The sequence below is a fragment of the Geobacter sp. AOG2 genome (genome assembly GCF_019972295.1).
GTDB lineage: Bacteria > Desulfobacterota > Desulfuromonadia > Geobacterales > Pseudopelobacteraceae > Oryzomonas.
The window spans coordinates 3705947-3718043 of record NZ_BLJA01000001.1 but is presented as its reverse complement, the minus strand read 5'-3'; the positions used below and the strand labels follow the sequence as shown (position 1 = coordinate 3718043).

Genomic DNA, 12097 nt, shown 5'->3' with positions numbered 1-12097 from the left:
TGCACAACCTTCCGCCGGGTGTTCACTTTGTCGAATCGATTGCCATTATGGCCGCCTTCAGGGTAGAGAGCTTGTACGGCTTCTGAATGAAGCCCGCCAACCCTTTGCCGACAAACTTTTGAGTAACCTCCTGCTCGTTATAGCCGCTGGACATGATCAATTTAATGTCGGGCCGGATCTGCTTGAGCTCCCGGAAACACTGCTCACCGTCCATGTGCGGCATGGTCAGGTCCAGGATCACCAGACCGATGCCGGGATTATTCTTGAAGGTTTCCAGCGCTTCCCTGCCGTTGTCGGCGGTTATCGCTTCAAAACCCAGTTCCTGCAGCATTTCTTTGCCGATACCCCGCACGGTTTCCTCATCATCGACCAACAGCACCGTTCCGCTGCCCTTCCAGTCATCCGTGGGGTCAACATGGTTGAATAGTTCGGCCGGTTTGCCCGTTGCCGGCAATAATATTTTGAAAGCCGACCCTTTGCCCGGTTCGCTGTAGACCTTTATCGCCCCCATATGCCCGCGGATAATGCCCATCACCGCGGCCATGCCAAGGCCCCTGCCGGTAAACTTCGTGGTAAAAAACGGCTCGAAGACCTTCTTCATCGTCTCCTTGCTCATGCCGCAGCCGGAATCGGCGACCTCAAGGTAGACATAACTCCCTTCGCTAATGTTCTCGATCAGCCAAACATCCCTCAGGTAGCTTTTGTCGCAGTCCATGTAGCCGGTCGTGATGGCGATGACGCCGCTCTTCTCCCCGATGGCTTCCGAGGCGTTCAACACCAGGTTCATGACAACCTGCCGCAATTGTGTAGCATCGACTTCCACGGCGGGGAGGTTGGGAGTGAGGTTAAGGCGCAGCAGCGCCTTCTTGGAGATGGAGACCTCCAGCATGTGCAGCATCTCCTGCAGCAAGAAATTCAGATCGATCGGCTCTATGACGAACCTGCCCCGGCCCGAATAGGCCAGCATCTGCTTGGCAAGGTCGGCGGCCTGGGCCGCCGCCTGTTCGATCTTGCGCAGGTTTTCAATAACGGGGGACTCCTTGTGGAGGCGCATCATCGCCAGATCGGCATTGCCGATGATGGCCATGAGGATATTGTTGAAATCGTGGGCAATACCGCCTGCCAGCACCCCGAGGGATTCGAACTTCTGCGCCTTGACCAGCTCTTCCTGCATCTTCCTTCTTTCGCTGATGTCGCGGGCAATGGCCAAAACGGAATCTTTTCCCTTATAGTTCAAATAAACGGAGACCATCTCAACCGGCACCGTCGAGCCGTCCAGCCGAACCAGATCCTCCTCGATCAGCGGGTTGTCGCCGTGGAGCCAGGCGTTCTCAATGCGCTGCGCAACCATGCTTTGCTGCCCCGGATGCACGAAATCCAGCGCACGCCGGCCATAAAGATCCTCCGGCTTCTCTGCGCCGAGGAGGGTTGCGGCCGCCATATTCATAAAGACAAAGTGCCCGTCGCTATGGACGAAGATGGCCTCAGGGGAGACCTCGACGACCCGCCGATAGCGCTCCTCGCTCTCCGCCAGAGACTGTTCGATTACCTTTCGTCCCGTGATGTCCCAGGCACACCCGACGACGCCCGCCAATGCTCCATCGATAGTGATCGGCGACTGGTAAATATCGAACCAGCGGTGCCCGGATGCTACGGCGAATTCCTTTTCGACATGCAGGGTAGCGCCGCTGCTCAGCACTTCCTGAACTTCGGCCCAGATAAGGTCCGAAACCTCCGGCCGGAAGAAATCGTGGATCGTCTTGCCGATGAGTTGATCGGGAGAGGCGAGGCCGAGATACTCCGCCATTTTGGCATTAGCCACCTGGTAGCGGCCTTCCTTGTCCTTCATCCAGGCGGCAAAGGGGAAATTGCCCAGAAGCGCCTTGATGAAATGGTCTTTTCGATTCAGGGGAGAGGCCGAGCCGTCTGCCCCCGTAAGGTCGCTATCCGTTCCCACAAAGCGGACCGCCGTGCCCGTTGCGTCGCGCAACAGAGCCGCACGGGCAAGAACGGCGACATAATGGCCACGCTTGTGTTTCAGCCTGAGAACGGCCTTATACTGCCCCGCTATGCCGTTAATGTAGTCCTGCGCCTGTCGTAATGCGGCGTCATGGTCGTCCGGGTGCAGCAGGCGATGCAGTGTGCCTATGCGATTTTCCAACTCCTCGCCGCCATAGCCGAGCATGGCCTTCCACTCGGGAGAGTAGGAAACCTCGCCAGTCCGGAGGTCCCAGTCATACGAGCCGTCGCTGGAAGCCCGCAGGACCTGCCTCATCTGCTCCTCGTTTAAAATAGGCTCCATGTCGGCTCTCTTTGCATTATGTGTCCGAGTACTGGCAAACCGTGCCGATCCGCACCGTGAGCAAGGTGGCTGCCCGGGGCGCCCCGCAGGGGGCGACTCACCCTTATTCCTGTTCCGGGCGCCGCCCGCAATTGTTTGCCCCCTTCAATCGTTTTTTTAAAAAAACGGAACTCCGGGGACGGGAAACGCCATCACTTTACCTTTAATTTTAGTCTTTTACAAACATGATGAGCACCACAACACGCCCCCTCCCACCCTCTTCCACCGCACAGAAGCGCTTTTCAATGCAATTCCGGAGTGTTAAAAAAATTAACATTCCTTATTTTTTTCCCATCCCGCCGTTTTCGCATAAAAAAACGGGAATCGAACGGCAAACCTCCCGCAGCTGTTTCATTTCGATGCAAACATGTCTCGCTTGCGACACGGATTCCGGAAAGATGCACCCTCGCGAAGGCGACACACGGCGCCGGACGCAAAAAAGCCAGGCTTTCGGCCTGGCGTGGGCGCTCTGGGGGGCGCGGAAAACGGGATCGTTATGCGTTCGAGCCTCACCGCTGGTAAATATCGAATAATGAACTATAATTAATCTGCAATGCAACCGTGCGTAACGAGGCGCCCGGACCACCCCGCCGGGACCGGCTACGGGGGGCGACCACCATTGGAGGAGGCGACCACATGCGAAAGAACATAAGACTCGTCATTGCGGGATTACCCCTGATCGTCCTTGCGGCGCTGGCGCTCGGACAACTACCCGGCTGCGGCGGCGGCGGCAGCGGCAGCGGCACCTCCTCGACCGGGACGTTGAGGGTCGCGATAACCGACAGCCCGGCGTTCCTGACTTATTCCAGCGTCCACATCAAGGTCGACAAGATCGCCGTGGTGCCCGCCGGCAAGGAGGGCTTTGCCGATACGGACCCCGGATTGCCGGTGATTGCCGACTTTACTGCCAGCGGTGGGCAGGACGTCAACATCCTCAAACTCCACTTTTTGCAACAGCTCCTCGGCTCCGCAGTCATTCCGGCGGGCACGTACAGCCAGGTGCGCCTGATCCTGCATGCAAATCCGTCGACAGCGCCGTACAATAACTATCTTATCCTTGCCTCCTCCTCGGGCCAGATCGCGCTTACCACGCCAAGCGCACAGCAGACGGGCGTGAAGATCGTCGGGAGGTTTACCGTGGCCGCCGGAGTGCTGAACACCATCATGCTTGAGTTCAATCCCGACACCGCCATAGTCAGGGCGGGGAATTCGGGGCAGTACAACCTCAAGCCTACCGGCATCCACATTCAACAGATCATGGGTGATCTGAATACCGCCACCGGCTCGATCTCGGGCATGGTCCGCTCCCCCGGTTTTGCCACCTGGTCGAGCGCCAGGGTCTCCATCGTGCCGAGAAGCCCGGCTGCGACGGCCATCGTCACCGGCGATATTTTCAGCAACTATAGTAGCCCCGGCGTCTGGAAGGCACCGTTTATCGCTTACGTGCCCCCCAATAGCTCCATGCTGATGCCATCGGCGTCCTACAAGGTCTTTGTAAGCGTCACAGGGCCGGCGGGCAAGTTCCTGAATTACTCATCGCAGGCGTTGACCGTCAGCGCCAATACCGATACATCGGTGTCGCCGGACGGCGTAGCGGGGTTGGAACTCGCGCCGTAGCCGGTTCGCCCGGGCTGAACGAATGAAAACCCAAGCCCCCCGGCAGACATCGGTCCGACCGGGGGGCTTGGGTTCTATATAACGCCGCAAGGAACCGTGATCATTTTCCCCATGATGAGGCCATGTTCAAGCGGATAGATCCGGCATTGAAAAAACTGTAAAAATAGGGGCAATGCCGGTCCGGGACGGGAAATCAGCATGACTCCCTGCACAACAAAGCTCCTCCGTGCCCTGCGGGCGTCACACACCATGCTTGCCAGAGGGTCTATCGAGCTCAGTGAGCCGCCGAAGCGGCATAATTCGGATTGACGACCGCCCCCAGTTTCTTTGCCGCATCCAGGCTGGCTTCAAATCCCGGCCCCTTGGCAAATTGCAGACTGCTCTTCCTGATCTCTTCCCACCTGCCCGGATGGGCGTCGTATGCGGCGACGTGCTTGTCTATTTCGCTGTAAAATGATTCAGGTCCCCCGACAGCCTTTGTTGCGTAACGCATGGCCTGCGCAGATTCCGTACCGTTCTTGAATGGCCCCTGCACCGCCCACACGGCATTGATTTTGGTAAAGGTATCATCCGCCGGCTCCTGCGGCTCCCTGTCCCAGAACAGGTATCCCGCGAAAACCAGGATCAGAACCGCAACCGCTCCGCCTATCACAAGCTTTTTCGACATTGCTCACTCCCTGTATTTTTCAGCCATAAATTCTGCGGCCGAATTCTTTCACTTGTATCATGCAGATACAAGCCTTTTTTGATTGCTATGCAAACCTTGTGTGAACCCGGTTTTGGAGAGGCGGCAGACGACGCGGCAGGGTCCGGCGCAGGACGGCGAACGGCGGCCCCATCAGGCCGGTCCCGGTGTGGGCGAAAGGACCGCACACAAGTCCCCTGAGGTAATAAAAAGAGCCATGTCCCCTTTGTCTTCCCCCGGATTGCCAGGAACCGATTCCCTGTTATTATTTAAAAACACGTCCCATTACCGAGAGGTCCGATACCCCCACTTTTACGTCAAGGAGGATGCAATGAGAGGAATTGCTTGTACCTGTGCGGCTTTGCTGATGGTTGCAAGTTCGGTTGTCGCGGCGCAACGCCCTGTGGCGCCTAACGGAATTGCCTGCTATTCCGATTTTATGGAATGGAAAGTTGTCGCCCCCTCCTACCGTGAGGACAAGGGGCAGATCCGCATCATCACCGGCAACAAGATCGCCGTCGCCGCCCTTCATGCCGGCAAAAAACCGCTTCCCGACGGGAGCGTGCTGGCAAAGGTGGCCTGGAAAGCCGAGAAACACCCCTCCTTTCCGGTAGCCACGGTGCCGGCCGGCTTCGCGCAGGTCGAGTTCATGGTGAAGGACGCCAAAAAGTACAAGGAAACCGGCGGATGGGGATATGCGCGTTTCGTGGGGAACGAACTGAAACCGTACGGCAAAGATGCCGGGTTTGTTAAGGAGTGCTTCGGGTGCCACACCCCGGTCGCGAGCAACGACTATCTCTTTACCCATATCGTCAAAACGCCCCGGCCATAGATGGCCCGTAGGGGCGACAGGCCTACAGGCCTGCAAATTTCGAAAAGGTTCCCGGCTCCTTGCCGAAAACTCGAAATTTGCAGGCCCGGCCCCAACGGATTACGCGAACGCCGGGACGGCCACGGGTAACAGGGAAGCGTCCTGTGGTATACTTGGCACAATGAGGGACGACTATAACGTCGAGGGCAGGAGGATGATATGAAACACCTCTTCATTCCGATCTTCACGCTGGCATTGACGCTCATGCCATTCGCCGCGGTGGCCACGACCTACACCATAGCCCCCGGCAACACCACGATTCAATTCAAGGCCAAGATTTTCAGGATAATGAGCGTCAAGGGGGCGTTCGAGAAATTCAAAGGGACGGTCGATGTCGATGAGGCGGATATTACGAAATCAAAGGTTGAAGTCAGTATCGATGCGGCCTCGATCAATACCGGCAATGACATGCGCGATGACGACCTGCGCAGTCCCGGCTTTCTCGATGCGGCAAAATTCCCGACCATGACGTTTGTATCCACAAGGGTTGAAACGCTGGGCGCCAAGCTGAAAGTGACCGGCAACCTGACCATAAAAGGGGTTACGAAAGAGGCGGTCCTGATTGTGGATGGCCCGGACAGCCTGCACGACAAACTCAATCAGGGAGCATCCGTCACGGCAACCGTCAACCGGCAGGATTTCGGCGTCAGCGCCGACGCGGTGATCGGCGATGAGGTTGCTGTCACGATCACGACGGCGTTGGGGAAGCAGTAGGTTCTTCTGGGAAAGGCTTCGGAGACAAAAAGGGGACGGGCTGTTTTTTCAAGGCCTTTATGGTGTCTCGAAAAGCAGCTTGGGCTCTTTTAGTTTTGTGTGATTAAATGGGGAGAGTGCCTTTTTAAAACCTTTGATTGATAGTGTTATCTCCCATTCTATCAAAGGAATGTGTAGAATGCAGACCTGACCCTTATATGTTTTTCTTATTATAAAGGTTACATCATGACATCATCTGTGTAACACGACGTCTGATATTGATTAGCTGCAATGTTACAGGGATTGTTTTTCTATAGCTTGGAGAACCAAGTAATAGCAATAAAACTGGCAACGAAACCAGAGTTCCGACTCCTGTTCCCGTCAATAACAGCAAGGAAGAGCTCATGCCAAACACACTCGCCCAAAGTCCTGCAAATATTCCTGAGTAAAATAGACTTGCTGTTAATGGGCCTGTAAGTAAGGAAACAACAGAAAGTGATGTTACAGTTGTTGCAGATAGCACGTTTTCAATTTCTTTTATGGACTCAATACGCACATCAGGATTTTTCCCCTCATTAAGTGACTTCTGGATTTCTACCAACTTCTGAGCACGTTCTTCTGGTTTCATCCTGTTCAGTTCATCGGCAATTTTTATGGCAAAATAATCAACAATTTTGATTTCAATTTCCTCTTCAGACCTACCGTCACCTAACATATAAACACTTTTATCTTTCTTCGGTTTCAGTTTATTTGCAATATCAGCAAGAATCTCTTTGTAAGGCATGTCATGGTCACCGCGAAACCAGTTGCCAATAGTATGTCCTGCGGCAGACCTATACTCTTTACTGATTTGGTATACGTCAGAATCCACAGGAAGCTTTAATGCCTTGCAAATTTCTGTCTTTTCTTCATTGGTTGCTTGATCTAATAACGAAAATATCGTATCGGGGTTCTCTCTAATCTTTGCTTTTTCGTGGATGCTTTCCATTTCTGATATAAGTTCTGGTTTACCCTCTTGCAGAGGAATGTTTAATGCATTTGAAATAATGGTAGACAATACTATTGCAGCAGTGCCGCTAGGCGGCTCATTATTGTTTTGATTTTCCCATCTGGCTACAGTTTTGCTCGAAACTCCTAGCATGCTTGCCAGATCATCCCTCGAAAGTCCCATTTTGTTTCGCATATCGATTATGTTGTTTGCTGTGAGAATAGATGCGTTCATGACAAAACCTCCACGGGAATTTCGTTAACTCCCAAACTTCTTATATAAGAGATAAATTCTCCGCCGGCTCTCCATAAATCCTTAATGGCTAACCAAAGCATATAGCACCCGAACGCTATCAGTGCTGCTCCTGAAATATTGTCAATTAGCATCTCCAGTAATGACGGTGCTTGAGTGGCCAGATCAACCCCAAACCATCCCGTGGCTGCTCCCGAAAGGGTACCAATACCAGTGCCAATAGCCATTATGACAACCGCAGGAATCGCAAAAGCTGTTCCCATCATTGAAATACCGGCACCACCAATCGCTGCAATGGTTCCACCTACTCCTCCGCCGACCCCAGCTCCGAATGCCGCTCCTACAAGTTCAGGAATCTTGTTTCCGCAGCCAACCGGACTAAAAAGAGAAACGCCAACGGAGATTGCCGCAATTCCAATAGCTCCCTCCATCGACCCTGCAAATGCTGGGTGGTTGTTCCTGAAGGACTTTAGCCCATCAGAAGCGCGATCTAATAATTTCTCCAGGTCGGTACGGTCTTTTCTGGCTGCTTCAATCCTCTCTAGTATTTCATTAGAAAGGTAATTCATGGCTGCCTCCTTTATTTGTTGACTTGACTAAAGGATACAGCAACCGAGAAATATGTCAACTAAATTTTCTCATATTGGCCTATTTTTTTCTATAATTGTCTTTATTGGTGGATGTTATTGGGACTTCAACATCTTGGGGGCATCCCCAAAGGGTCAAGTCTAGGGCATCCCCAAAGGGTCAGGTCTACATTCTACACATTTTTGACTCTCCTTCTCCCCCCCCTCTTCTACATCACAAAAACACACTTTTCAACGCAATTTCAAAGTGTTAAAAAAATTAACACTCCTTGACCATTCTCCACATCCCACCATTTTCACACAAGAAAAGACAGGCATCCCCAAAGGGTCAGGTCTACATTCTACACGTTTTTTACTCTCCTTCTCTCCCTCTTCTACATCACAAAAACACACTTTTCAACGCAATTTCAAAGTGTTAAAAAAATTAACACTCCTTGACCATTCTTCCCATCCAGCCGTTTTCACACAAGAAAAGCACTTAACAGGGGGTCAGTCCTTGAATTTGGAATCCAAAAAACACCTTTCCATTTTCAAGGACTGACCCTATTTATTATTCAAAATATGTATCTATGTCAGGTCGGACGTGCTACCTCTTGACAGGCTTTATGGGTTATCGGTGCATGCTTAACATTTTGTAGCTCAGGGGGGGTAAGGTATGAAAAGAGCCGTTATGGTAAAGAGTTTATCAGCACTTGTTATAATGGTTGCAGCATTGACCTCCGCTTGTACTACGACAGAGACAATGAGTTGGGTTTGTGTGGGTGGTAGCAAAGCTGATGGTAATGTTATTCTAGGCATTGATGTGCCCCCAAAATTTGGGATCAGGGAAACACTCGTCCAATGGGACCCGCAACAAGCCAACACGGAAGCTAATAAACGATGCCAGAACTGGGGATACGGTAGTGCAGAAGCCTTCCGCGACCCGTTCCCGGTTCAAGTGGTTTGCCATCAACCGGGCATTAGTCCATGCGGGTCAAAGACGCTCAGGATTATGTATCAGTGCATAGGTAATTTGCATGAGATGACTCTTACTCCAGTATCGAGCAAATAAATCATAACAATAGTTTAAGCGAACTAGCATGGTTAATTCATGCACTTAACAGGGGGTCAGTCCTTGAATTTGGAATCCAAAAAACACCTTTCCATTTTCAAGGACTGCCCCTATTTATTATTTTTGGAAAAGTATTTACTAATAAATTAGTTTAGTTTTTAGATGTCACAAAGATAGTTCCAATTCGATCCTGTTTGATAAAATGAAGTCCATCCAGAGTATACAAATAATCTTTGCTGCAAACCAAGTAATAGCCGTTATCTAGCAATCCCTGCAGAAATTTTTGGAGATCCTTTTTGTATATCCACGTCATGAAAGGACTACAAAAACCAACTGGTTGATACCCCCCGTAATATGCGAAGAGGAAATCCACCGAGTCCGCAAAATACACCTTGTCGCTGTAATTCGTGAGTTTTCGCACCTGGTCCATGAAAGGACCAAACAACTTATCCCTTTCAAAAGGGTTATAAGAATAAATAAGTCGGCCTTCGCCAGCGTTTGCGACCTGAATTGCAACCTTATCGCTGATGGTTTGTGTATAAAAAATGGAGATGATAAAAATTACTGTAATTGCGGCATAAATGCTTATGTGGCGCTGTAAGCATTTAGCTGGAGCGTTTTCTCTGTGGCAATTATTCAGATATGTTGTTACAAGATCAAGCATGTAAAAAAACAGAAACAGTAATACGATTGATATGTTGATGATATTATTTTCATGACTTCTACCAAAAAAATAGATGGAGTTACCAATGGCGCAGTAGGTTAGAAAAAAACCTATAGTCATATATGTTGAAGAAATTTCCTTGCGTAAACGTAACAGGAGAATAATAACGAGACTGAAAACAGCGGGCACATACCAGTAAAACGATTCTTTTGCAATTTTCATGAACCCAATGCCGATTTTCTGATAATTGCTGGAATAATTTCCGTATATGTCGTTTTTTGTAAAAAAATAAGTTACGACTCCCAAAATGCCAAGGATCGTAATCGGCAAGACACAGCGCTTCCCGTAATCGAGGGGCATCCCCAAAGGGTCAAGTCTACATTCTACACGTTTTTTACTCTCCTTCTCCCCCTCTTCTACATCACAAAAACGCACTTTTCAACGCAATTTCAAAGTGTTAAAAAAATTAATACAGCACTTAACAGGGGGTCAGTCCTTGAATTTAGAATCCAAAAAACACCTTTCCATTTTCAAGGACTGACCCTATTTATTATTGTTATTCCTTTATATTTCAATTCAGTTCTTGAATTTTTCGAAGCCGGCTCTTATTGCAGCCAACGCCTTAGGGCTAAGGTTTTCGCCTTCTTGCAGCATTGGAAACCTAAATGCTGACAGTCCTACTTTTCGTGAAAATTTTTTATCCAATTTTAAAGCCAGCTTCGTAATGTTCATTCCCCTTTCGCTAGACCAAAAATTCTCGAACATCTGTAGATTTTCGTTGGCATTGCCGCCACAAGGTACTCGGATACAAGTTGACATAGATTTCTGAAAATATAAAAACTGCATGAAAGATTCTATATCAGATTGCTCGGCTCCAGCTGTATTTAACCATTCAAAAATCTCATTCCATAATACAAGTAAGGAATGGTCAATCGCGAACTTTGCCATCTTGCACTGATCCGCACTTTCCGCGCTACGCATTATAATGACTTGCCTAGATGGTCTTGCTCTCAATATTTTTTGTATTTTTTCGACGTCTGTTTCACACCCTCCGAGTAATAACGTATCCTCGACATTACAATATTGCTTATACTCCATAAAACATGGAAAGCTTACGTAGTGACTAAATATTTTTTTTGCTCCATTGGAGAAGTTATAAGATGAAGATGAACGCTTGACGAAAAGAATTGAACCAAAATATTGAGTAAGGCTCGGATCGTTGATGTATACTTCTAATTGATCGGAGGGGATACAGGCAAAAATTATATCACAACATTGGAAAATCTCCTCAGCACTTTCGACAAATTTAAATTCAGTGTCATAATACATATCTACATATTTAATTTTTGTATCAAATATAACAATCTTTGAAACACGTGATTGGTCTACCATGCTTAGAGTAGACTTCCCAACCCTTCCTAGCCCCAAAATCCCCACAACAGGCTTAGGCTCTGTAACATTTTTAGTCAATATAGGTTTAGACTTCTCCTCTTTATTTATAAGAAAATTTACAAGGAGATCAATAGAATTAGTAGATAGTCCCCTCTGTCTGCGATAGACTATCAACTTTGGCAACACCTTTCTAAAACTATTCAACCAATACTTATCGTGAGCCCCCCCCCTTAACACCGGCATGAGAATCAGAAGGCTTGCTGCCACTTTTATAGAGGAATTATGCAGCATGTTTAATAATAACGCTCTATTCGTTGGGTGCATATCGGCCCAGCCGATATCGATAAACATCGAAATATATTCATAGTAGTTTGCGACTTCAGAAAATAATTCTTTGCATTTTTCTAAAATATATGGATCGTCATCAATCGATGTTTTGAATTTATCGCGACAATTTTGGATTAATTCTTCTAATAATTCTGTATCAGTGCAATCTATTTTCTTATCACCAACAACCTTAAATATATATTCATTATAATACTTATTTATATTTTTTCTTAATTTTGAAATTTTTTTTCCATGATGTTTTTTAACTAAATCTACCAAGTCAATGTAAGCTGATGAGTTCATTTGTTGCAATTGCGTCCATACTACAATAACAGCTGCAATAGAACAAATAGCAGATATAATAGATATTAAATTTTTCATGTCAGCTTTTTCTAAAATACTAGATATTTCATAATTTTTAACATCGAGTAAAATATATATACCAGAAGTTATAATAAGTAGCAAAATTATTATTATTGATACAAATAGTAAGCTTGATTTAATAATTTTCATTTTGTAATATCCATATTTTTCTACAACATCTGAGTGTTTTTTGTTATTAACTAACATAAATTACCTCACATTTTGCATCTAACTACCCCCGAACCCTGGTCAGCTTACGGGAACAT

Annotated in this window: 10 protein-coding genes; 4 read left to right on the top strand and 6 right to left on the bottom strand. The window is 48.4% G+C overall.

Features of this window, described 5'->3' with window-relative positions:
* Positions 1 to 22: 22 nt before the first annotated feature.
* Positions 23 to 2302, bottom strand: a complete 2280-nt coding sequence (locus tag LDN12_RS16900; protein WP_223923817.1) for a PAS domain S-box protein — start codon at positions 2300 to 2302, stop codon at positions 23 to 25.
* A 675-nt stretch (positions 2303 to 2977) separates the two neighbouring features.
* On the opposite strand from LDN12_RS16900, the gene LDN12_RS16895 reads away from it, so the two are divergent.
* Positions 2978 to 3958 carry a DUF4382 domain-containing protein gene (locus tag LDN12_RS16895; protein WP_223923816.1) on the top strand — a complete coding sequence of 327 codons (981 nt, stop codon included), beginning with the start codon at positions 2978 to 2980 and terminating at the stop codon, positions 3956 to 3958.
* A gap of 274 nt (positions 3959 to 4232) precedes the next feature.
* On the opposite strand, the gene LDN12_RS16890 is transcribed toward LDN12_RS16895, so the two are convergent.
* Positions 4233 to 4625, bottom strand: coding sequence for a hypothetical protein (locus LDN12_RS16890; RefSeq protein WP_223923815.1), 393 nt, complete (start codon positions 4623 to 4625; stop codon positions 4233 to 4235).
* Between the two features lie 349 nt (positions 4626 to 4974).
* Here LDN12_RS16890 and LDN12_RS16885 point away from each other — a divergent pair, with 349 nt between their 5' ends.
* Both LDN12_RS16885 and LDN12_RS16880 read left to right on the top strand, forming a co-directional pair.
* Positions 4975 to 5475 carry a cytochrome P460 family protein gene (locus tag LDN12_RS16885; protein ID WP_223923814.1) on the top strand — a complete coding sequence of 167 codons (501 nt, stop codon included), beginning with the start codon at positions 4975 to 4977 and terminating at the stop codon, positions 5473 to 5475.
* A 198-nt stretch (positions 5476 to 5673) separates the two neighbouring features.
* Positions 5674 to 6228, top strand: coding sequence for a YceI family protein (locus LDN12_RS16880; RefSeq protein WP_223923813.1), 555 nt, complete (start codon positions 5674 to 5676; stop codon positions 6226 to 6228).
* A 223-nt stretch (positions 6229 to 6451) separates the two neighbouring features.
* On the opposite strand, the gene LDN12_RS16875 is transcribed toward LDN12_RS16880, so the two are convergent.
* Positions 6452 to 7429 carry a helix-turn-helix domain-containing protein gene (locus LDN12_RS16875; RefSeq protein ID WP_223923812.1) on the bottom strand — a complete coding sequence of 326 codons (978 nt, stop codon included), beginning with the start codon at positions 7427 to 7429 and terminating at the stop codon, positions 6452 to 6454.
* The gene (locus LDN12_RS16870) at positions 7426 to 8016 is read right to left on the bottom strand and encodes a hypothetical protein (protein ID WP_223923811.1); all 591 of its coding nucleotides are present in this window, start codon (positions 8014 to 8016) and stop codon (positions 7426 to 7428) included. Before LDN12_RS16870 ends, LDN12_RS16875 begins: the two co-directional genes overlap by 4 nt.
* Before the next feature lie 673 nt (positions 8017 to 8689).
* Between LDN12_RS16870 and yecR the strand changes: the two genes are divergently transcribed.
* The gene (gene yecR / locus LDN12_RS18020; RefSeq protein WP_374045067.1) at positions 8690 to 9085 is read left to right on the top strand and encodes a YecR family lipoprotein; all 396 of its coding nucleotides are present in this window, start codon (positions 8690 to 8692) and stop codon (positions 9083 to 9085) included.
* Between the two features lie 151 nt (positions 9086 to 9236).
* Here the strand turns inward: yecR and LDN12_RS16860 are convergent, their stop codons facing one another.
* Positions 9237 to 10079, bottom strand: coding sequence for a hypothetical protein (locus tag LDN12_RS16860; protein WP_223923810.1), 843 nt, complete (start codon positions 10077 to 10079; stop codon positions 9237 to 9239).
* Between the two features lie 246 nt (positions 10080 to 10325).
* Entirely contained in the window at positions 10326 to 12038 is a 1713-nt protein-coding gene (locus tag LDN12_RS16855; protein WP_223923809.1) for an NAD(P)-binding domain-containing protein, read from the bottom strand.
* Between the last annotated feature and the right edge of the window lie 59 nt (positions 12039 to 12097).